The sequence below is a fragment of the Kitasatospora sp. NPDC094028 genome, from assembly GCF_049543595.1.
In the GTDB taxonomy this organism is placed as follows: domain Bacteria; phylum Actinomycetota; class Actinomycetes; order Streptomycetales; family Streptomycetaceae; genus Kitasatospora.
In genome coordinates, this window is sequence record NZ_JBMVFA010000004.1 from 30,184 (window position 1) to 49,620 (window position 19,437).

The following is a 19,437-nucleotide window of genomic DNA, read 5'->3' on the forward strand; positions in this document are numbered from 1 at the left end:
GGGGGGGGGGCGGGGGGTTTTCGCGGGGGGGGGCGGGGGGGGGGGGCGGCGGGCGCGGGGGGGGGGCCCGGGGGGGCCGGGCCGCCGGGGGGGGGGGGGGGGGGGGGGGGGCGCCCCCCCCCCGCCCCCCCCGGCGCGCAGCCGTTGCACCGTCGGATGGTTGATCACCGGGACATTCTGGCGGGCGCCGCGCGTCCGGGACAGCCCGGCGGGCGGCGGCCGCCTGTACGCCGGGCGACTACCTCGGAAGGATGACGCCGCGCGCCGTACGCCGGACGCGGTACGGAACTTGCCGCGGGCGGCGGACGCGGGCCCGCGCCGCCCGTCCGTAGCTTCGTCCCCGTCGAACTCGAACGAGGGGAAGGAGCCGAGGACATGAGCGGCGAACCGGTGATCGAACTGTGCGGCGTCAGCCGCCGCTACGGGGGCGCGCGGGCGGCCCTGGACGGGGTGGACCTGACCGTGCGGGCGGGGGAGTCGGTGGCCGTGCTCGGCCCGTCCGGCAGCGGGAAGTCCACCCTGCTCAACCTGGTCGCCGGGCTGGACCGGCCGAGCTCGGGCACGGTGACGGTCGCCGGCGTGCGGGTCGACGGGCTGACCGAGGCCGGTTCGGCCCGCTATCGGCGCGGCACGATCGGCATGGTGTTCCAGTTCTTCAACCTGCTGGACGACCTGACCGTCGCCGACAACGTGGTGCTGGCCGGCGAACTGGCCGGCGTCCCGCGCGGCGAGGCCCGGCGGCGGGCCGCCGAACTGCTGGAGTCGCTCGGCATCGACCGGCACGCCCGCGCCCACCCGGGCCGGCTCTCCGGCGGCGAGCGCCAACGCGTCGCGGTGGCCCGGGCGTTGATGAACCGGCCGACCCTGCTGCTGGCCGACGAGCCGACCGGGGCGCTGGACTCGGCCTCCGGCGCGGACGTCAAGGAGCTGTTCCGCGAACTGCACCAGGACGGCCAGACCGTCCTGATCGTCACCCACGACCTGACCCTCGCCGAGGAGTGCGCCACCCGCACCGTGCGGATGCGGGACGGCCGGGTCGAGTCCGACACGGCGGCGGGGGTGGCCGTATGAGTGAGCGATGGGGGTACCCCCGGCCGGAGGCTGGGGGAGAGCGAATCATCACGAGGTGCGCGTGGGCGAATGCCCTCGCCGAGCGAAGCGAGGTGGGCGCATGAGCGCTCTCGGACGAGTCGTCCGGGCGGGCGTGCGCCGCCGCCGGACGCAGTCGGTCGCGGTCGGCCTGGCCGCCCTGGTCGCCACCACCTGCTCGGTGCTGGGCGGTTCGCTGCTCGTCGCCTCCCACGCGCCGTTCGACCAGGCCTTCGACGGCCAGCACGGCGCCCACCTCACCGCGCGCTTCGACGGCGCCCGGACGAGCGCCGACCAGCTCGCCGCCACCGCGCACGCCGCCGGGGTGACGGCCACCGCCGGCCCGTTCCGCACCCTCACCGTCGACCCGGAGCCGACCCCAGGCGAGTCCACCCCGGCCGGGGCGACGCTGCCGCCGATGGCCGTCGTCGGCCGCGCCGACACCGCCGCCGGGCTCGACAACGTCGAGGTGACGGAGGGCAGCTGGCCGAAGCACCCGGGCGAGGTGGTGATCGCCGCCGGGTACGGGGCGATGGTCCGGCCGGGCGACACCCTGCGCCTGCCGGGCCTGCCCGGCACACCCACGCTCAAGATCGTCGGCCTCGCCCGGTCCGTCAGCCGCACCGCCGACGCCTGGGTGACGCCGGACGGCCTCGCCGCGCTCACCGCGCCGGGCAGCACCCCCGGCTACGAGATGCTGTACCGCTTCGCCGACGCGGGCAGCACCGCCGCGATGGACGCCGACCGGGCCGCCGTCGCGGCCGCCGCTCCCGCCGGGGCGCTCACCGGCGCCCAGTCCTGGCTCGCCGCCAAGGAGGGCTCGGACCGCAACACCGCGCTGTTCCTGCCGTTCATGGTCGCCTTCGGCGTGCTCGGCCTGGCGATGTCGGTACTGGTCGCGGGCAACGTGGTGGCCGGCGCGGTCGGCACCGCGACGCGGCGGATTGGCGTGCTCAAGGCACTCGGCTGCACCCCCGCCCAGGTGGTGCGCGCCTACCTCGCCCAGGCGCTGATCCCGGCCACCATCGGCACTCTGCTCGGCGTGGTCGCCGGCGACCTGCTCACCATCCCCGTCCTCGCCACCACCGGTGATGCCTACGGCACCAACACCTCCGGCATCTCCCCCTGGGTCGACCTCGCGGTCGCGGGCGGCACCCTGGCCACCGTCGCGCTGGTCGCCTGGGCAGCGGCGATTCGCGCCGGACGGCTGCGCACCGTCGAGGCGCTGGCCGTGGGACGGACGGCAGCCGGCACCCGGCGGGACGTCGCCGCCGCCCGGATCGCCGCGCTGGCCGCCCGGCTGCCGCTGCCCCGGCCGCTCACCCTCGGCCTCGCCCAGCCGTTCGCCCGCCCGGCCCGCGCCGCCGGGATGCTCGCGGCGGTGGTGTTCGGCACGGCCGCGGCGACCTTCGCGGTCGGCATGGGCGGGACGATGGGCTGGGTGCAGGGAGCGAAGAACCACGACAGCTCGGACGTGCTCGTGCACCCGCAGTGGCCGGGGGCGCCCGGGGCACCGGGAGGGGCTGGGGCACCCGGGGCGGGTGGGGCGCAGGGAGCCCCGCCCGCGCCCCCGGCCGCCCCCGCGGGCCCACCGCCCGGCGCCGACCCGGCCGTCGTCACCCGCGCCCTGACCGCCCAGCCCGGCACCGCCGCCTACTACGGCCTCGGCGCCGTCGACGTCGCCGTCCCCGGAGTCGCCGGGGCCACCAGCGTCACCGCCTTCACCGGCGACAGCGGCTGGGCCGGCTACCGGATGGTCTCCGGCCGTTGGTACCAGGGCCCGGGCGAGGCCGTCGCGCCGGCCACCTTCCTCACCGAGGCCCGGGTCGGGCTCGGCGACCAGGTGACCTTCACCGACCACGGCCGCCCGGTCACCGTCCGGATCGTCGGCGAGGTCTTCGACCCGCACACGCAGACCAACGAGCTCTTCACCGACGCCGCCACCTTCCCCGCCGGGACGGCTCCCACGCCGGACCTCTGGTTCGTCAAGCTCAAGCCCGGCACCGACCACGCCGGGTACGCCACCGCTGTCAGCGGCGCGCTCGCCCCGGTGCACATGGTCGCCGAGGCCGACGCCGCGCACAGCTCCAGCGACTCCATCGCCGCCCTGAACTCGCTCACCGCCACCCTCACCCTGCTGCTCGTCGTGGTCGCCGGGCTCGGCGTGTTCAACACCGTCGTCCTGGAGATCCGCGAGCGCACCCGGGACATGGGCGTCACCAAGGCCCTCGGCATGACCCCCGCACAGACCGTGGGCGTGGTGCTCGCCTCGGTGCTCCTGGTCGGGGCGGTCGGCGGCGCGATCGGCCTGCCGCTCGGGCTGCTGCTGCACGGCCGGACGGTGCCCGCGATGGGCCACAGCGCCGGGCTGAACTTCCCGGCCTCCGCCCTCGACGTCCTCGGCACCCCGCTGCTGGCCCTGCTCGCCCTCGGCGGCGTGCTGATCGCCCTGCTCGGCGCGCTGCTCCCGGCCGTCCGGGCGGCCCGGGCGCGGACGGTGGACGCGCTGCGGGCGGAGTGACCGGGGCCGCTGTGCATGGCGGCGACGCAGGCGGGTAGGCGGACTGGAGGGGGCCGCCCACCCGCCTCTCCGCCGTGGAGCGATCATGAAGTTCGAACTCCTCCACCCCAACCCCAAGTACCCCCGGGCGCGGCTGGCCGAGCCGCCCCCGTACGGCTACCTGCACCTCGCCGCCGCCGTGGCGCCGCCCAGCGGGCCGCCGTTCGTCCGCACCGACGCCGTGCGCAGCGCCCTGCTCGACCGGCTCAAGCCGCTGGCCGTCGCCCTCCAGTCGGAGCCGGCCGTGCGGCGGGCCACCGTCTACCGCGCGCTGCTCGCCCCGCCGCCCGGCGGCTACGCCCGGCAGGAGCGCTTCCACCGGGCCCGCTTCGACGTCGCCGTCCTGGTCGAGACCGACACCCCCGAGGACCTCGGCCCGGTCACCGGGGGCGAGCCGTACCAGGCCCTGGCCTCCGCCCTCACCGCCGCCGCCAGTGACACCCATGTGCTGCGCGCCCGCTGCAGCCGCGCGCTGATGGACGTGGACAAGTCCCGGCCCGGGCTGTTCCTGTTCAACCACTTCGTCGCCGAGGACCGGGACATCGCCCTGGAACTGTGGGAGCACCTGGCCGGCTGGTACGTGCGGGAGACCGGCCTGCGCGAGTCCACCCTGCTCGAACCGCTCGACGGCGCGGACTCGGACTACGTCTTCGTCAACCACGCCCGCTGGGACACCACGCCGATGCGGCTGCTGCTGCGGCAGGTGAGCAAGCCGAGCTTCCGCAGCTACGTGCAGGCGAACCTGCTGGCCAACCGGGTCGGCGCGATGCCCGTGCTGTACCGGCGGACCTGACCCGGCTCACGAGTCCTCCGCGGTTTCGTCCCCGGCCTTCTTCCCGGTCTTCTCCTCGGCCTTCCGCTCGGCCGCCCGGACCTGCTCGGTGAAGGCCTCCGTCGCGATCCGCTCCACCGACGCCCCGTGCCGGGCGGCCAGCTCGTCCGCCGGGCCGGGCGAGGACTCCCGCGCCTCCAGGGCGAGCAGCGCGCCGCCGTCCGGCACCCGGGGCGACAGCACGATCAGCGCGGCGCCGCCCTCCTCCGCCGCCCGCTCCTCGGCGGCGTTGCCCAGCGCCGCGCCCGCCGCGAATCCCAGCAGCACGCCGATCGGCCCGCCGAGCAGCCCGACCAGGCCACCCAGCACGCCGGAGCCGACGGTGGCCACGCCCGCGCCCTTGGTGAAGGTGTCCCTGACCTCCAGCAGGCCCTCGGCGCTGCGCTCCATGGCCGCCGCATACCGCAGGCCCGGCAGGTGCTGCGCCTCGTCGAAGGCGGGGCGCCAGGCGGCGGCGTCCGGGAAGGTCAGCAGGACGACGTTGTGCTGCTCGCTCATCGCGCTCCGATCGGGGTCCGGGTCCGGGGTCGGGGCCCGGCGGGTGGCTTCCATCCTGGCCCCCGGCGGTCGCCCCGGCCACAGGAGTGGGCGCGCCCTTGGGCCGAGGACGGGCGGCACGACGTCGTGGCCGGGAACGCCGGCACCGCCGGCGGCCGGCTCGCCCGGGACGCCGTCCGCCCCGGGCCCGCCGTGTCGGCGCTCGGCTAATCTCCGTCTTCCGCCGGGTGGTTGAACACCTCGCCGAGGTCCGCGGGCAGGCTCGCCACGATCAGCGCCACCGCCTCCTCGGCCGTCGCGGCCGCCTCCGGCCCCTGCGCGAGGGCGGCGCGGAAGTCCGGCCGCTCGGGCACGGGCGGTTCGGGGTCGGGAGGCGCCGGTCGGGAGTCGGGTCGCATGCTCGCATCCTGCCCCGCCCGTCACCGGGAGTCGAACGGAATCCGCCCCCGCTGCGCCCCCGGTGTGTCCCCGCTGCGCCGCCGTTGTGCCCCCGGTGTGTCCCCCGGTCGGGCCGGGAGACGCCGAAGGGCCCCGCGCCGCCGCGCGGGGCCCTTCGGACCTGCTAGCTGTAGCTGACGGTGACGCTCGCCCCGTCGAAGCCCTGCTGGGCGTAGAGGCTGAAGTAGACGTACCCGGCGGGCGGGTTGGCGATCGTCAGGGTCTCGCCGTTGCCGCTGTTGGTCGACTTGGCCTGGTACGAGCCGGTCGTCGCCCAGGAGCCGCCGTTGTAGTACAGGTCGGCGTTGCCGGTGCCGCCGCTGCTGGTGATGGTCAGCTGCTTCACTCCGGCCGGCAGCAGGACGTAGTTGTAGCGGTAGTTGCCGGTGGTGGCGGCGAGGCCGTCGCGGCGGCAGTTCTTGTCGAACTGGCGGACGTCGGCGGCGGTGCACAGCGGGGCCTGGCTGGTGGGCAGGGAGCCGCAGTTGTCGGCGGCGCAGGCCTTGAGCCAGGTGGCGAAGTCGGCGTCGTAGCCGGTGCCGATGGTGGACTTGAGCAGGGTGCGGGCGCCCGTCCAGTCACCGGCGCGGTACTTGGCGAGCAGCGCGTCGACGTCCTGCGGGTGCGACTGCAGCATGTAACGGACGGCCAGGTAGCCCCAGTTGTAGACCCGGGTCGAGTCGGCGTTGTCGTAGGTGCTGTCGAAGAGCGTGCTCAGCGCGTAGGTGCCCTGGCCGGCCTGCTTGACGGCGGCGTCGTAGTGCACGCCCCGGTAGCTGTACGAGACGTACTCGGCGAGGCCCTCGACCCACCAGACGGTCGGGGTGGTCATGCCGGCGTCGAAGTCGCCGTACATGTCGTAGCGGCCGTCGAGGTAGTGGGTGTACTCGTGGTTGAGGTTCCAGATCTGGAAGCTCGGGCGCAGCCAGTCGGCCTGGTGGGCGATGAAGCGGGCCTGGTTGCCGGGGACGTTCGGCTTGCCCTCCTCGTACATGCCGCCGTTGTCGACGGCGATGTTGTACATCTCCCAGGCGTACAGGCTGTAGTTGTAGTAGTCGTCGAAGACGACCACTTCGAGGCTGGTGTTGTTGTCGTTCGCCACCGGGCCGTTGTCCTTGACCAGCTTGTGGAAGAACGCGTCCTGGTTGGTCAGGCTGGTGCAGGTGTCGGCGAACTGCTGCTCGGTCATGCTCTGCGAGCGGATCCGCAGGTTGGTGTTGCAGGTGTGGTTGCTGGTGAGCACCAGCGGGACGAGCTTGGCCGGCACGTCACAGGTGCCGTAGTAGGAGCAGTTGCCCGCGTCCTTCTTCTCCGTGAACCAGAGCAGGTTCATGGTGAGCGGCCCGGTGGCGCCGACCAGCGGGTAGCGGTTGATCAGGTCCTTCACCAGCGGCCGGCCCTGGGCCCGCAGGCTGTCGACGGCCACCCAGTTGCCGAGCTCGATGCCGATGCTCGTCACCGGGTCGCCGCCGTTCATCTGCCCGGCGTTGCGGGTGACGAAGGAGGCCAGCGTGGTGGCGAAGGCCGGGTCGGCCTGCACGGCGGAGACGAAGGCCGGCTGGTCGAAGCCGCGCTCGATCACGGTCTTGGTGTTGGCGACGGCGGTGGCCATCGAGCCCGTCCAGGCGGAGGTGTAGTCGCCCAACAGGCGCTTCACGACGCCGGTGTAGCGGGCGTTCTCCTGCGCGCTGTCGATCAGCGTGATGGCCTCGGCGAGGGTGGCGCCGTTGGCCTCGGTGACGTCCTTGCTGTGCGGGGCGGCGAAGAAGCCGTCCAGCGCGCCGCGGATCGCGCTCTGCAGGGTCGCGCCGTACGGGCCGACCACGTCCGAGTGGTACCACTGCACGTAGTAGCCGGCGCGCAGGAACAGCACCAACTGCCCGGCGGCGGTGGAGTCGTCGCCCGGGTAGGCGGCGGCGGTGTCGCGCAGGGCGTTGGCGACGGTGGCCATCTGGGCTTCGTTGAAGGCGCCCTTGGCGTTGTCGCCGGTGAGCGTGAAGAGGCTGTTGACGCAGTCCAGGCTCGCGGCCTTGACCTGCTGGACCAGCGCGACACCGGAGTTGGTGGTGAAGGCGCTGATGTCACAGGCGGTGGCGGTGAGTTGGCGCGTCTTCGCCGTCCGGCCGGCGGCGCTGCCCGCCGCCGGGGCCTTGGCCTTCTCCTCGGACGCGAGCGGACGGGCGTCGCGCGGGGTGTCGGGGGACTTGGGGACGGGGATCGCGCGCGGGGCTTCGCTCTTCTGGGGCGCGGGGGCGGTGGGGGTCGTCGCGTGGGCGGCCTGGGGTGCGTACAGGCTGAGCGCGAGGAAGAAGGCGGCGCCGAGCGCAGGGAGTCTGCGCGCGTGCGCCTTCGCTATCCGGAAGGGACGCATGGGTGGGGGCCTCCGGGGCCGGTCGTGGCCGTGTGGTTGGGGACACGGCTGACGGACGTGTGAAATGTGTGACATGTAAAATGGCACACTTCACTTGGTCAAGGGAAGCCCTAGAAGCGGATTCGCCGTCAGGCGTTGGTCGTACGCCGGGAATAAGCAGGAGCCTGCTGTTAGCTACTGCAAGTCATACGCAATAGTGTTGCGTCGGCACGATCACCATCGTTCAACCCGCCGAAAGGGGCCGTGTCCTGATGGGCACCTACACGCTTCCCGACCTGCCGTACGACTACTCCGCCCTTGAGCGCGCCATGTCGGCCGAGATCCTGGAGCTGCACCACTCCAAGCACCACGCCGCGTACGTCAAGGGCGCCAACGACACCCTCGACCAGCTCGCCGAGGCCCGCGACAAGGAGCAGTTCGGCGGCCTCGTCGGCCTGCAGAAGACCTTCGCCTTCCACCTGTCCGGCCACGTGCTGCACTCGCTGTTCTGGCAGAACCTCTCGCCCGAGGGCGGCGACCGCCCCGAGGGCGAACTGGCCGACGCCATCACCGAGCACTTCGGCAGCTTCGACGCCTTCAAGAAGCAGCTGACGAACGCCACCACCGGCGTCCAGGGCTCCGGCTGGGGCATCCTCTCCTGGGAGCCGCTGGGCGGCCGGCTGATCGTCGAGCAGGTCTACGACCACCACGGCAACGTCGGCCAGAACACCACGCCGCTGCTGGCCTTCGACGCCTGGGAGCACGCCTACTACCTGCAGTACCGCAACGTCCGCCCGGACTACGTCACGCGTCTGTGGGACGTGGTGAACTGGCAGGACGTCTCGGCCCGCTTCGCGGCCGCCAGGACCGTCTGAGCGTGAGCTGAGACGAGAACGGCCCCGGGCCCGGTCGGGCGGGCCCGGGGCCGTTCAGCCGCGCAGTCGGCTGCGCGTGCGCATCAGGATCCGGCCCAGCATGTTCCTGCCGGTCCCGGTGCGGCCACGGCCCCAGTAGTGGTCGGTGGTGGTGTCCTCGACGATCTCCTCGTCCCCGGTGGACAGGAGGATCGCACGGATGTCCTCGTGTGTTTGGAACTTGGCCATGACCGCCCGCCGCATCACGTCGTCCTTGACCCGCTCCCAGTCCCGCCGCAGCGGCTTCGAGGAATCCCTCCCCAACTCCGCTGCACGCAGCGGTGTAGATGCTCGGCGGATCAGCTCGGCCTGCCGGGTGCCGAGGAACTTCTGCGCCTGGAAATAGTGCTCGGAGGTCGGCCAGAGCAGACCGTCGAGCTCCACCTCGTGCGCCGAGAAGTTCGAGAAACAGCCGTAGGGCACGTCGTCGGCCCCATAGAAGTAGATCGTCATCCGAGCCCCCCACGGCGACAGTCACGAGACCCGCACGCTCTCAGCCCTGACACCGCGCCCGCAACCCGATTTGCCGTCACTGCACGGCGTCACCCTGGCCCGGTGGCGGCACCAGGCCCGCTGCCCGCTCGTCCAGCTCCTCGACTCCGGGCACGTCACGAAGGCGGTAGAGCCGCGCCCGCAGATCGTCAACGGCCTCCTGGACCTTGATCGAGCGGATGCCGTCCGCACAGTCGAGGAAATCGCTCCACGAGGCGAGTGCGCCGTCGACATCGTCCTGGCGAAGCCGGACGGTGCCCAGGTCGGCGAGGACGATCGCACGGGTCCGGCGGCGGTCGAGACCGTGGACATCGAGCGCGTGGTGAAGATGCTCCTGCGAGCCGGCGTAGTCGCCGAGCCGGGCCAGGATCATGCCGGACTCATGGGCCCATCGGCCGATGCTGTAGTGCGAGGCCCAGGACCCGCCCGGCGCGTCGGTGGCGCGCTCGATCGCGGTCTGGGAGGCCGAGAGTGCGACGGTGGCGGTGCGACGGTCGCCGTCCAGAGCGGCGGCGTTGGCGAGGGTGGCCTGGTAGTAGGCCAGGGCGCGAGGGGCATCGAGGGATCTGGCCTGGTCGACGCACTCTTCCGCTATCCGAACGGCGGTGGGCCGGAAGCCGAGGTCGATCGCCTGCACGGCGAGGCCCCGGAGGGCGGTGGCGGCCAACTCGGCGTCGCCGGCCTCGGAGGCGAGTCGGAAGGAGTGCGCGTAGTACTGCTGGGCGGCGTCCTGGTTGCCTTCGTCCTGTGCCATCCACCCGGCGAGGTGCACGAGTTGAGCGGTGGCGGCGAACAGCTCCCGGCCGATCGCCTGGCTCCAGGTCCCGTCCAGCCAGGGGGCGACGTCGTGGTGGAGGTAGCGGACTGCGAGGTGCCGGGCATGCCCACCGCCCAGTTCCGCCGCCGCGTCGCCGAGCGATTTCGTCATCTGCCGGACGGCCGCGACCTCACCCCGTCCGACCTGGACCTTCCCACTGGCCTTGAGCCGCACCCGCCGCAGCACGGCATCCGGGTCCGGCAACCCCAGCGCCGCGAGCGCGTAGGCGCTTGAGGCGGCAACGAATCCCCGGCGATTCACCACGTCCCTCCGGCTCAGCTCGATGACGGAATCCACGGTATCGCCAGTTCCGGTCTCGTCCTGATTAGCCGGCGAGCTGCAAACCGTTTCTGCTGGATCAATGCCCAGAACCGAGATCAGGTACGGCATCCAGTACTTCGGGACCCGCCCGCCGCGCTCCCAACGGGAGACCTGGCCCCGGTCCGGTCCCGAGCCGCTCTTGCCCTCGATCTCGCCCAGCTCGTTGCCGAGCCGCGCCTGCGACCATCCCTTCCTTTCTCGTGCAGCCCTGATCAGCTGTGCGACAGTTGCGGGTCGCGCTGGCACGGCGCCCTCCCTCGAGCAGAGAACTGGCCCACAGTGGCCGACAACTGGCCCACATCTGGTCCACACTCTGGAACCTTATCTCGCTGCGTGCCCGGCGGTTGACTGAGAGTCAGCCGCTTGGGCCTGGCAGGTTCGTGCACCGGGCGGTTCATCCAGCCGATTTGCGCTCTTTCGAAGAGCGCCACTCCCAGGAACGGAGATCGAGGTGACCGCCGTGCACAACCACGGTCAGCATCTGCCGTGTGGCCTGACCGGCTCGGAAGCGCCCTTGGTGGACAGCCCGTTCAGTACCGCGCGCTTCCCGGTCCCGCTGGAGTGGGGCGTGCCGCCGGGGGCCGATGCCGTGCCGGCGGCTCGACGGCTCGTGGTGGCGATCGTGCGGGAGTGGGGTGTGCCGCTGTCCGCCGACGCGCTCCAGGAACTCGAACTCTGCGCGAGCGAGGTGATCGCCAACGCCCTGCTGCACACGAGGAAGCGCTGCACCGTGACCGTCCGGCGCAGCGCCGACCGGGTGCGGGTGGAGGTCTCCGACCGCTGCCCGGAGCTCCCACGGCAAGCGCGCGACGACGAAGCAACCGGCGGCCGTGGCCTCCTGCTCGTCGAGGCGCTGGCCCACGCCTGGGGATGGCACCAGACCGGCGAGGGCAAGGTGGTCTGGTTCGACTACGAGGAGACCGCCAAATCGCCGTGCCCCACCCACGGGTGGGGCACGGCGCCCGGCCTCGACTCCCTCGCCGGAGTGGCATGATTCCCGGCCCCGGCGCCTGGGTCACCTGCGCCCGCCTGGCGTGGTGGCTGCTGTTCACTGCTGCGGTGATGGCCGGGTTCACGGCGGGATAGGCATCGGCCCCGGGCAGGAAGCCCAGCCCGGGGCCCAACGGGCGCCACCCGGGCCGGACCGGAGCCGATCCGTTGCCGGAGTGCCGTCGACGGCCCGGACGACGGCGCTCCTGAACGACACCCACAATCCCCGAGAGACAGGAAACTGCGCATGTTCATCGACATCCCGTGCGAACTCGAAGCCGCTCTGATCGACCTTCCGCTCCCGGCGTGGGAGCTGGACGGCCCGTTCCTGGCGACACCGACCGGGGAGCGGTACCGAACCGAGCTGACGGCCGTTCCGCGGTTCGAGGAGACCGCCGCGACGCTGCGCCACGCGCTGACCGGAGAGAGCGGCGGGTACGCCGTGCTGCGCCTGGGGAACCTCGCCAAGGCCCTGGGGACCGGCGACCGGTTCCTGCGGCTGGCGACGGCCTTCGCCGCCGAGGTGGCCCTCCCGTTCTCGCCCTTCCCGAGGTGGCCCCTGTGGAAGGACATCGGGGTCAAGATCGACAAGGACCCCGGCAAGTCCAGCGGCATCGGGTACAACGCGTTCCACATGGACCTGGTGAACGGGACCCTGCCCCCGGACTACACCACGCTCCTGTGCGTGCGCCCCGACCCGCTCGGCGGCGGCCCAAGCATCCTCTCCGACGCCCACGCAGCGGTGGCACGCCTGCCGAAGGACATCCGCGCCCTGCTGACCGAGAGGGCCTACCACTACGGGACCTTCTTCGACCTGCACGGCGTCGGCGAGGAGTGCAAGCCGTTCCCGGTCCTGGACGGCTCCGATCCCGGCGCGGGGTTCGTCCGGTTCACCGCCAAGATGCTGGAGCGCTCCCGGCTCGGCCGGGCGTATGCCGATGCCGCCCGGGAGCTCGCCGAGGAACTCGTCCGGGGGCAGGTCTCCTTCACGCTCCAGGCCGGGGACTACCTCATCGTGAACCAGCGCCGCTTCCTGCACGGCCGGGAGGCGCTCCACAGCGGGCAGGAGAGTATCCCGACCGCTGACCGGCGGCTGCTCCTGCAGCTGTTCCTGCGCGCGCCGGCCGCCCCGGCCGCGTAGGGCCTCGGCGATCGGCCATCGCCGGGAAACGGCCGCGCACCAGGATCTCCGGCTCGTGACCGGGTGCTAGATGCGCGCCTTGCGCACCGAGTGCAGCGTCGCCCCGGCCAGCGCCAATGTCGACCGGACGAGCGACAGCCGCTCGTGCTGGCGGTACAGCGCCCAGTTGTGCTCCACCAGGGACAGCTTGTTCGACGACAACGACCCTGCCCGGCCGGACCGGTAGACCGCCAGCGGTTCCCGCAGCCCCCGGGCGGGGTGCCCGTTCCTCATGATCGACAGCCACAGCGCGTAGTCCTGCCGCTTCGGCATGTCCGGCATCAGCCGCGTGCCCAGCACCTTCCGGTTGTACATGGCGGTCAGGGCCCCGATGTGGTCCTGCACCAGCATGTCGCGGTACGTCACGCGCTCCCGCGCCTCGATCACCCGCCCGTTCGGGACGAAGTCGGAGGCCTCGCCGACATGGTCGCCGTCGACCTTGTAGTAGGAGGTGAACGTCAGTGGAGCATCGCCCTCGGCGGCGAAAGCGAGCTGCCGCTCCAGCTTCTCCGGCAGCCACATGTCGTCGCTGTCCAGCAGCGCCACGTACTCCCCCCGCGCCCGCGCCAGGGCGAGGTTGCGGGCCCTGGCCGCACCGCCCTGCTCGGGCGCCGCCTGCGGGCGAACACGCTCGTCCTGGCGGGCCAGGTCCCGCAGCAGGTCCATGGAGCCGTCAGTGGACGCGTCGTCGGTGATCAGGAGCTCCACGTCGGTGTGGGTCTGCGCGAGCACGGAGCGTACCGACGCGCCGAGCGTGGCCGCCGAGTTGTGTACCGGCATCACCACAGAAACCAGGGGCACCGCGCTGCTCCTCACCCGGATGGGAGTCGTCATGGACGTTGTTGTCGCCGGTCAAGGGTACGTGGGTCTGACGCTCGCCGTACGCGCCGCCGAACCGGGCCATCGGGTCGTCGGTTACGACGTGGAACTGCACCGCATCAAGCGGCTCATCGCCGGCGAGTCGTACGTGGAGGACGTGGCGCTGATGTCCGGGATCGACGCCGTACCCCTCGAAGTGATCAAGGGCATTAGGTCCCGGGCCGGAAGCCCGGCCCGGGGCCGAATGCCGCCGGCTACCGCAGGGGCCACCCGTTCGTCGGGTCGTCCAGCCAGGCCGTCTGCCCGTCTGGCGTTACGGTCAGCCCGAAGCGCTCCGGCCCGGGGCGGCCGTTGTCGAGCCACCACTGGTACGCGCCCTCGACCTCGTCCCACAATCGGCGTGGGCCGTGCTGCCAGACCGCGTACCGCTCGGCGTTCTCGATGCCGTCCCAGTCGACGGCGGCCCAGGAGCCGCCGTCGACCGTGGCCACCCAGAGGCGGGTCTTCACACCATGGACGTCAGGGTCGTGGTGCCAGGCGTGCCAGAGGTCGCCCAGGCGGTGGCCGAGTGCGAACTGGGTCTCGAACGGGGAATCGGCGACCGCCCAGGGGCTGAGCGCGGTCGTGGACTCGGCCGGGACGTGGTCGTCCATGACCACGTCCCGGAAGAGGAGGAGATCGTCGCGCTGCGTCCGCATGAGCATGAACGAACTGTGCGGCGAGTAGCGCCCAGTAGCCGTCCCGTCGTCCCCGACCGTCAGCCGCAGCAGCCCGCCGCAGCTCCAGTCGTCGTACCAGGGCGTGAGGATGACGCCGCCGGGCCTGGCCTGGCGGACCCAGGCGTACGGGACCTCCTTCACCGAGCACGTCGCCACCACCCGGTCGTACGGCGCATCGGCGTCCCACCCGCGGCTGCCGTCGCCGCAGACGATAGCGGGGGAGTAACCGCAGCCCTTGAGGTTGGCCCGTGCGAGGTCGGCAACGGCGGGGTCGATCTCGATTGTGGTGACGTTGGCGTCACCCAACCGGTGGGAGAGCAGCGCGGCGTTGAACCCGGTACCGGCACCGATCTCCAGGACCCTCATCCCCGGTTCGACGCGCAGGAGTTCGAGCATCCGGAAGACGATCGACGGGGCGGACGCGGAGGAGGACGGCAGGGCGTTGCTCGGATCGTCCGACTCCCGACCATCGTTGAGCTGCGTCACCACGGCGACGTCCCCGTAAGCGGCGGCGAACCACCGCTCCGGGTCCTGCGGGCGATCAGCGGGCGCAAGAACGTCGTCGTCGCCACTCAGCCAGATCCGATCCGGAAGGAAGCGGTGGCGCGGGGTCGCCTCGGCGGCCCGGCGCCACTCGGGGGCCACCTCATGGCCGAGGAACTGGGAGACCGCCCGGAGCAGGCCGGACGTGCCGGCCTGCTCCGGGCCGTGCTGGCTGTCGGTCACTTGCGGTCGTCACCCTTGCCGTGCTTGCCGGTCGACTTGCCGGACTGGTGGTCGTGGTTCGGCGCGTCTTTGCCGAAGTCCTTGTTGCCGCTGTCGTGCTTGCCCTTCCCGCCGTCGTTCGGCCCGCTGCCGCCGCCGGAGCTGCCGTGCTTGCCGGTTCCCCAAGCCATGGGATTCTCCTACCTGATCGTGTTGGTCGTCGTACTGGCGGTGCTGGACGTGCTCATCGGGATCACCGGCCCGGGCCAGGGCCTCGGCGGCGGGGCCGGGCGCGGCGGCGGGGGAGGCGGAGCGGGCGGGGGTTCGGGTTGCGGAGTGGCCATGAATGTTCTCCTCCGATCGAGACCGGTGAGCGTTGCGGCTCGCCGGGAGGGCCGGTCCGAGTAGCCTCGGTAGCGGCGTGTCTACGACGGTAGGAGCACGAGATCAGACCTTGAAGTGACCACGGGTACACGTACGTTGGCGCGAATTGCCGAGGTGGGGTTCACAGTGCGGTCGAACTCGCAGAAAACCCTGACGATTAGTCAGGCTTCTTCTTCTCGCCCCCGCTTGGGCGTCATCTCGGGGTACGTCTTCCGGGTGATACGAGAACAGCATGGATACACTCAGGAGGAGTTTGCCGATCGGCTGGCTGTCTCGTCGGACACCATCGCAGGCTGGGAAAGTGGACGGCGCCCACTTACAGCTCTGCCGATCGGTCAGATGTTTGCACATCGGCACCGGCTGATGCGCATGGGCACGGCCCCCGCACTCCTCCGGATACTGGAATGCGCCTTCGAGGCGGACATCGTCCTCGCCGGCGCCCTTGACGAGAGTGCCGCGTCTCGCTGCAGCCCGCTCGGGTCGATGGTGATGCAGCGCGATCTCGTGGAGGTCCTGGTGTGGCCACTCTGCGGCGTGGCGCCAAAGGCTGTCCGGGACCTGCCGGTTCCTCGGCGCTCTCGCCGGGGTCCTGCGCCGGCCGGGCCGGAGCTCGCTCCAGTCGACCGCGCCCGATTCTTCGCCTGTATGAGGCAGGCGGCTGAAGAGGCGCGCGGTGCGGAGGAGTTCCTGATGCGTCGCCAAGCGCTCTATCTCGCCGGCTACGATGACCGCGCTGAAACCCAGGACTGGCTGGCCCATCAGCAGCGGAAGGAGAAGCCGAGTAGCCGGTTGAACGCGTGGCTCAATTCCCGCTCGGTCGCCATGGTCTCCGCCCGGCACGGTGACCGGGACCATATGTGTCACTTCATTGACAGGGGCTTGTCGGACGAGGACGGGGCCGTCGCAAACCTCAACTACTGGGCCTACTGGATCGGCGAGCTCCCGAACCTCGAAGTCTCCGATGACTTCATCGCCGCAGGAACCCCGAGCCCCTGGTCGGGCGATAGGCTCCTCGCGCATCTCGCTGGTGGACTCGAACCCGAGTACGGGTTCGTCGAGCTCAACATCCACACCGCGTGGTCGCTGCTTCAGGTCCGGCCGGGCCTGCTGCGGTCCGGATCCGCAGCTCGGGCCCTGCGAGATCGGCTGCCAGTGATGTTGGATAGTAAGGAGCTCTCCCCACGAGGGCGGCGTGAACTCGACAGCATCCGCTACGCGATCCGCCTCGCCGAGGCGTGAGAGGAGCAAGACGGTGGCAGACGACCTGACGTCGGTGGCGAGGTTCCTGTTCGAGGCCGGCACGCTCAAGCAGACCAAGCGCACCGGGTGGTGGATGGCGGGCGTGCGTGATCCCGAGTCGGTCGCCGAGCACTCCTGGCGGACCGCGTTGATCGCCTCCGTCATCGCCAAGCTCGAAGGCGCCGACCCGGCCCAGGCCGCATTCCTCGCGGTGTGGCACGACTCGCAGGAGACCCGCACCGGGGACGTCAACCACCTCGGGAAGAAGTACGCGCCCAGTGCCGATCCGGTAGCGGTGACGGCCGACCAGGTAGCGGGCATGCCCGAGGTGCTGGCCTCGGCCGTCCGAGAGTTGGTCGCGGAGTACGAGGCGAAGGAATCGCCGGAGGCGGTCTGCGCCCGGGACGCCGACAAGCTGGAGTGCCTGATCCAGGGTGTGGAGTACAAGGCGCAGGGCTACGCCAATGCGCAGCGGTGGATCGACAACAGTCGTGGGCGGCTCACCACCAAGACCGCCATCGCTCTCGCGGACGCCGTTCTGGCGACCGACTCCCTCGACTGGCTCCGGACTGCGCTCGGCGAGCGGCCGAGCAGCTGACATGGCGATCGAAGCGGAGCTCAAGGCAGTTGTCCGCGACCCGGAGGGTGTGCAGGCGCAGCTGGAGGAGCGGTACGGCGCCGGGCGGGCTGAGGTGTACCGGGACACGTACTACGACGCGCCGGACGGCAGTCTGATGCAGTCGGACCGGGAGCTGCGGATCCGGACCGTGCACGGCCCCGACAGCACCCGCACCGTGCTGACCTACAAGGGCGCTCGGGTGGACGAGGCCTCCGGGTCGAAGCCGGAGGCCGAGACCCGGGTCGAGGACGCCGATGCGTTGCGCGAGATCGTCCGAGGCCTGGGCTTCACTCCGCGCATCGCGTTCGAGAAGCGGTGCCGCAACTACTCCTTCGAGCACGACGGGCGGCGCATGCTGGCCACGCTCGTCCGTGTCCCGGAGCTGGGCGACGCGACGTTCATCGAGGTGGAGACGGTGGCCGCCATGGCGGCCGATCTCGTTCCGGCGCTTGCCTCGGTCCGTGCCGTCCTGAACGAACTGAGCATCGGTGAAGGTGACTTGACGACAGAGCTCTACACCGATGCGGTCGCGGCGGCCCGGCCGGTGTGACACCGAGGTGTTAGATGCCGTCCTGGTCCAGTTCCTCGATGTCGCGCAGCAGCCGCTTGATCAGGTACCGGCCGTCCTGCACGAGGAGCCGGGGGAACTCGACGCCGAGGACGCCCTCGTCGGCTATGCCGATCCGGACCCGGAGCGCCTGGGCCACGCCGGGGACGAGCTCGGGCTCGCTGATCCAGGCGATCCGGTCCAGGGGCCACGACTGCAGGAACTTGCCCGGTGCGGCCTTCACGATCCCGCCGAGGGTGAACAGCGCGATCCGCCGGGAGGTCGACGCGAGGAAGAAGCGGCTCGGGGTGCGGATCGGAACGGTCGGGGCGGCCTCGGGGCGGCCCCGCCGGGTGGCGAACGCCAAGCCGGCCGCGCCCGCGAGCCCGCCGATCCCGGCCGCGCCGGCGACCATCACGTTGCGCACCCCGCCGATGCGGAAGGCGGGCACGGCCTCGCGCACGATCTCACCGGGGAGGAGCTCTCCCGCGAGTCGGCTCTCGACCTTCTCCTGGTGCTTGCTCACGTACGCCGCTCCTTGGTCGCCGGTACCGGAACCCTATGACGGGTCAGAAACGGGGTCCAGGGCTGCGATGGGGTCGGAACACGGCAGCGGCTTCCCCGGCCGGGCCCGCTCGGCCCAGGCGGCGACCGGCGGCCCCGCCGCGCCCAGGAGGGCGAAGAAGGCGCCGAGGAGCAGCCATCCCGCGTGTCCGAGCCCGAGGACCACCCCGGTCAGCACCACCGGGGCGAGCGCCTGGCCAGCGTTGAAGCCGATGCCGAGGAGGCCCTGGTACTGCCCCTGGGCGTGGTCGGGCGCGAGGCCGTAGCCGAGCGCGTAGCCGCCGGAGGACTCCCACACCTCCCCGACGCTGTGGACGCACACGGCGGCGGCGGCGAGTGTCGGCGCGACCCAGGCCGGAACGTCGGCGGTCAGCGCCATCAGCGGGCAGCTGACGAGGAACAGCATCCCGGCGAGCCGGAACGCGCGGCCGCCCTGGCGCGGGCTCTCCACCCGGGAGCCGAGCCGGCTCTGCAGCAGCGCGCACACGGCGCTGTTGACCGCGTAGACCGCCGCCACCGTCCAGCGCGGTGCGTCGGTGTGGGCGCTGAGCCAGATCGGCAGCAGCAGCGAAACCGTCTGGTACTGCAGGCCCATGGCGCTGTGGAGCGCGACGAAGGTGACGTACGGCCGGTCGGCGAGGACGGCCCACTGCCGGTGCTCCGCGGGCCGGGGCAGCGGCCGGTAGGCGGGCACGCCGAGGAACGCGATCAGCGCGGCGCCGGCGAAGCTGGCGGCGTTGGCGAGGATCAGCGCGGTGTAGGCGGGGCGGGTGTCGACCTGGACGGCGACGGCCGCGCCCAGGGTGCCCAGCACGACGCCGAGGTTGACGAAGGTCCGGAGCCTGGCCCGGAACGCGGCGGCCGGACGCTCGCCGCCGATCCGCGCGACGATCGCACCGCCCGAGGCGCCGGCGGCCGTGGCGGCGAGCCGGTCGAGGGTGGCGACGACGGTGAACGCGAGCCAGCTGTCGATGAGGACGAACGCCGCCATGGTGACGGCCTGCAGGATGAGGGCGGTCAGCCAGATCCCGCGCGGCCCGTAGCGGTCCGCCAGGTTCCCCGCCGGGATGCCGGCCGCCAGTCCGCACAGGCCGGCGATCGTCAGACCCGCGCCCACCTGGGTGGCGGGCAGGTGCACCACGAGCGTGAAGTAGAGGATCGCGGCGGTGTTGAAGAGGCCGTTGCCGACGCGGCTGACGAAACTGGCGGCGATCAGCGCCCGCTGCGGCCCGGACCCCGGCCCGGACTCCGAATCGGACCCCGCCTCGAACTCCGGCCCGCGGCGCACCCGTTGACTGCGTTCGTTCCTGATCATGTCAAGCAGGTTAACAGGGGCGCTTCACACCGCGCCGGGCCGAAC

At 72.0% G+C, this 19,437-nt stretch carries 19 protein-coding genes and 1 pseudogene; 10 read left to right on the forward strand and 10 right to left on the reverse strand.

Annotation, left to right across the window (positions count from 1 at the left end):
* The first annotated feature begins 375 nt into the window (after nucleotides 1-375).
* The 3 genes from ACPC54_RS08165 (at nucleotide 376) to ACPC54_RS08175 (ending at nucleotide 4,442) form a co-directional block, all read left to right on the forward strand.
* Complete coding sequence (locus ACPC54_RS08165) at nucleotides 376-1,071, forward strand: ABC transporter ATP-binding protein (protein ID WP_498962515.1); 696 nt, start codon at nucleotides 376-378, stop codon at nucleotides 1,069-1,071.
* A gap of 100 nt (nucleotides 1,072-1,171) precedes the next feature.
* Nucleotides 1,172-3,610, forward strand: coding sequence for an ABC transporter permease (locus ACPC54_RS08170; RefSeq protein WP_498962517.1), 2,439 nt, complete (start codon nucleotides 1,172-1,174; stop codon nucleotides 3,608-3,610).
* A gap of 85 nt (nucleotides 3,611-3,695) precedes the next feature.
* Entirely contained in the window at nucleotides 3,696-4,442 is a 747-nt protein-coding gene (locus ACPC54_RS08175; RefSeq protein ID WP_498962519.1) for a hypothetical protein, read from the forward strand.
* A 6-nt stretch (nucleotides 4,443-4,448) separates the two neighbouring features.
* Here the strand turns inward: ACPC54_RS08175 and ACPC54_RS08180 are convergent, their stop codons facing one another.
* From ACPC54_RS08180 to ACPC54_RS08190, 3 genes are all read right to left on the reverse strand, one after another.
* Nucleotides 4,449-4,979 carry a histidine kinase gene (locus ACPC54_RS08180; protein ID WP_498962521.1) on the reverse strand — a complete coding sequence of 177 codons (531 nt, stop codon included), beginning with the start codon at nucleotides 4,977-4,979 and terminating at the stop codon, nucleotides 4,449-4,451.
* A 206-nt stretch (nucleotides 4,980-5,185) separates the two neighbouring features.
* Nucleotides 5,186-5,377, reverse strand: a complete 192-nt coding sequence (locus ACPC54_RS08185; protein ID WP_498962523.1) for a hypothetical protein — start codon at nucleotides 5,375-5,377, stop codon at nucleotides 5,186-5,188.
* Nucleotides 5,378-5,541: 164 nt separating this feature from the next.
* Nucleotides 5,542-7,788 carry a M9 family metallopeptidase gene (locus ACPC54_RS08190; RefSeq protein ID WP_498962525.1) on the reverse strand — a complete coding sequence of 749 codons (2,247 nt, stop codon included), beginning with the start codon at nucleotides 7,786-7,788 and terminating at the stop codon, nucleotides 5,542-5,544.
* Between the two features lie 251 nt (nucleotides 7,789-8,039).
* On the opposite strand from ACPC54_RS08190, the gene ACPC54_RS08195 reads away from it, so the two are divergent.
* Nucleotides 8,040-8,642 carry a superoxide dismutase gene (locus ACPC54_RS08195; RefSeq protein ID WP_498962527.1) on the forward strand — a complete coding sequence of 201 codons (603 nt, stop codon included), beginning with the start codon at nucleotides 8,040-8,042 and terminating at the stop codon, nucleotides 8,640-8,642.
* Between the two features lie 54 nt (nucleotides 8,643-8,696).
* Here the strand turns inward: ACPC54_RS08195 and ybiA are convergent, their stop codons facing one another.
* Nucleotides 8,697-9,134: a riboflavin biosynthesis intermediates N-glycosidase gene (gene ybiA / locus ACPC54_RS08200; protein WP_498962529.1), complete on the reverse strand. Its 438-nt coding sequence runs from the start codon at nucleotides 9,132-9,134 to the stop codon at nucleotides 8,697-8,699.
* 76 nt (nucleotides 9,135-9,210) lie between these two features.
* The gene (locus ACPC54_RS08205; protein WP_498962531.1) at nucleotides 9,211-10,557 is read right to left on the reverse strand and encodes a helix-turn-helix domain-containing protein; all 1,347 of its coding nucleotides are present in this window, start codon (nucleotides 10,555-10,557) and stop codon (nucleotides 9,211-9,213) included.
* Between the two features lie 205 nt (nucleotides 10,558-10,762).
* Here ACPC54_RS08205 and ACPC54_RS08210 point away from each other — a divergent pair, with 205 nt between their 5' ends.
* Together ACPC54_RS08210 and ACPC54_RS08215 are read left to right on the forward strand one after the other, a co-directional pair.
* Nucleotides 10,763-11,305, forward strand: a complete 543-nt coding sequence (locus tag ACPC54_RS08210) for an ATP-binding protein (protein ID WP_498962533.1) — start codon at nucleotides 10,763-10,765, stop codon at nucleotides 11,303-11,305.
* A gap of 243 nt (nucleotides 11,306-11,548) precedes the next feature.
* Complete coding sequence (locus tag ACPC54_RS08215) at nucleotides 11,549-12,442, forward strand: TauD/TfdA family dioxygenase (protein ID WP_498962535.1); 894 nt, start codon at nucleotides 11,549-11,551, stop codon at nucleotides 12,440-12,442.
* A gap of 66 nt (nucleotides 12,443-12,508) precedes the next feature.
* On the opposite strand, the gene ACPC54_RS08220 is transcribed toward ACPC54_RS08215, so the two are convergent.
* On the reverse strand, nucleotides 12,509-13,282 hold the full coding sequence (locus ACPC54_RS08220; RefSeq protein ID WP_498963191.1) for a glycosyltransferase family 2 protein: 774 nt from the start codon (nucleotides 13,280-13,282) through the stop codon (nucleotides 12,509-12,511).
* A 31-nt stretch (nucleotides 13,283-13,313) separates the two neighbouring features.
* Here ACPC54_RS08220 and ACPC54_RS08225 point away from each other — a divergent pair.
* A pseudogene (locus ACPC54_RS08225) lies at nucleotides 13,314-13,463 on the forward strand (nucleotide sugar dehydrogenase); the annotation flags it as partial.
* A 91-nt stretch (nucleotides 13,464-13,554) separates the two neighbouring features.
* Here the strand turns inward: ACPC54_RS08225 and ACPC54_RS08230 are convergent.
* Nucleotides 13,555-14,745: a methyltransferase domain-containing protein gene (locus ACPC54_RS08230; RefSeq protein WP_498962537.1), complete on the reverse strand. Its 1,191-nt coding sequence runs from the start codon at nucleotides 14,743-14,745 to the stop codon at nucleotides 13,555-13,557.
* Entirely contained in the window at nucleotides 14,742-14,915 is a 174-nt protein-coding gene (locus ACPC54_RS08235; protein WP_498962539.1) for a hypothetical protein, read from the reverse strand. The genes ACPC54_RS08230 and ACPC54_RS08235 overlap by 4 nt, the downstream gene beginning before the upstream one ends.
* Nucleotides 14,916-15,204: 289 nt before the next feature.
* On the opposite strand from ACPC54_RS08235, the gene ACPC54_RS08240 reads away from it, so the two are divergent.
* Genes ACPC54_RS08240 through cyaB form a run of 3 tightly spaced genes read left to right on the forward strand, consistent with a single transcriptional unit; the run spans nucleotide 15,205 to nucleotide 17,516 of the window.
* Nucleotides 15,205-16,347 (forward strand): helix-turn-helix domain-containing protein, encoded by a 1,143-nt coding sequence (locus ACPC54_RS08240; RefSeq protein ID WP_498962541.1) that lies wholly within the window; start codon nucleotides 15,205-15,207, stop codon nucleotides 16,345-16,347.
* 13 nt (nucleotides 16,348-16,360) lie between these two features.
* Nucleotides 16,361-16,945: an HD domain-containing protein gene (locus ACPC54_RS08245; RefSeq protein ID WP_498962543.1), complete on the forward strand. Its 585-nt coding sequence runs from the start codon at nucleotides 16,361-16,363 to the stop codon at nucleotides 16,943-16,945.
* Nucleotide 16,946: 1 nt separating this feature from the next.
* On the forward strand, nucleotides 16,947-17,516 hold the full coding sequence (gene cyaB / locus ACPC54_RS08250) for a class IV adenylate cyclase (RefSeq protein WP_498962545.1): 570 nt from the start codon (nucleotides 16,947-16,949) through the stop codon (nucleotides 17,514-17,516).
* 10 nt (nucleotides 17,517-17,526) lie between these two features.
* On the opposite strand, the gene ACPC54_RS08255 is transcribed toward cyaB, so the two are convergent.
* On the reverse strand, nucleotides 17,527-18,039 hold the full coding sequence (locus tag ACPC54_RS08255) for a hypothetical protein (protein ID WP_498962547.1): 513 nt from the start codon (nucleotides 18,037-18,039) through the stop codon (nucleotides 17,527-17,529).
* 33 nt (nucleotides 18,040-18,072) lie between these two features.
* Nucleotides 18,073-19,392 (reverse strand): MFS transporter, encoded by a 1,320-nt coding sequence (locus tag ACPC54_RS08260; RefSeq protein WP_498962549.1) that lies wholly within the window; start codon nucleotides 19,390-19,392, stop codon nucleotides 18,073-18,075.
* Nucleotides 19,393-19,437: the final 45 nt, after the last annotated feature.

What these genes read in the sequence shown, in the direction of transcription:
- ACPC54_RS08165 (WP_498962515.1), top strand. Translation starts at nt 376, where the DNA reads ATGAGCGGCGAACCGGTGATCGAACTGTGCGGCGTCAGCCGCCGCTAC.
- ACPC54_RS08170 (WP_498962517.1), top strand. Translation starts at nt 1,172, where the DNA reads ATGAGCGCTCTCGGACGAGTCGTCCGGGCGGGCGTGCGCCGCCGCCGG.
- ACPC54_RS08175 (WP_498962519.1), top strand. Translation starts at nt 3,696, where the DNA reads ATGAAGTTCGAACTCCTCCACCCCAACCCCAAGTACCCCCGGGCGCGG.
- ACPC54_RS08180 (WP_498962521.1), bottom strand. Translation starts at nt 4,979, where the DNA reads ATGAGCGAGCAGCACAACGTCGTCCTGCTGACCTTCCCGGACGCCGCC.
- ACPC54_RS08185 (WP_498962523.1), bottom strand. Translation starts at nt 5,377, where the DNA reads ATGCGACCCGACTCCCGACCGGCGCCTCCCGACCCCGAACCGCCCGTG.
- ACPC54_RS08190 (WP_498962525.1), bottom strand. Translation starts at nt 7,788, where the DNA reads ATGCGTCCCTTCCGGATAGCGAAGGCGCACGCGCGCAGACTCCCTGCG.
- ACPC54_RS08195 (WP_498962527.1), top strand. Translation starts at nt 8,040, where the DNA reads ATGGGCACCTACACGCTTCCCGACCTGCCGTACGACTACTCCGCCCTT.
- ybiA (WP_498962529.1), bottom strand. Translation starts at nt 9,134, where the DNA reads ATGACGATCTACTTCTATGGGGCCGACGACGTGCCCTACGGCTGTTTC.
- ACPC54_RS08215 (WP_498962535.1), top strand. Translation starts at nt 11,549, where the DNA reads ATGTTCATCGACATCCCGTGCGAACTCGAAGCCGCTCTGATCGACCTT.
- ACPC54_RS08235 (WP_498962539.1), bottom strand. Translation starts at nt 14,915, where the DNA reads ATGGCTTGGGGAACCGGCAAGCACGGCAGCTCCGGCGGCGGCAGCGGG.
- cyaB (WP_498962545.1), top strand. Translation starts at nt 16,947, where the DNA reads ATGGCGATCGAAGCGGAGCTCAAGGCAGTTGTCCGCGACCCGGAGGGT.
- ACPC54_RS08260 (WP_498962549.1), bottom strand. Translation starts at nt 19,392, where the DNA reads ATGATCAGGAACGAACGCAGTCAACGGGTGCGCCGCGGGCCGGAGTTC.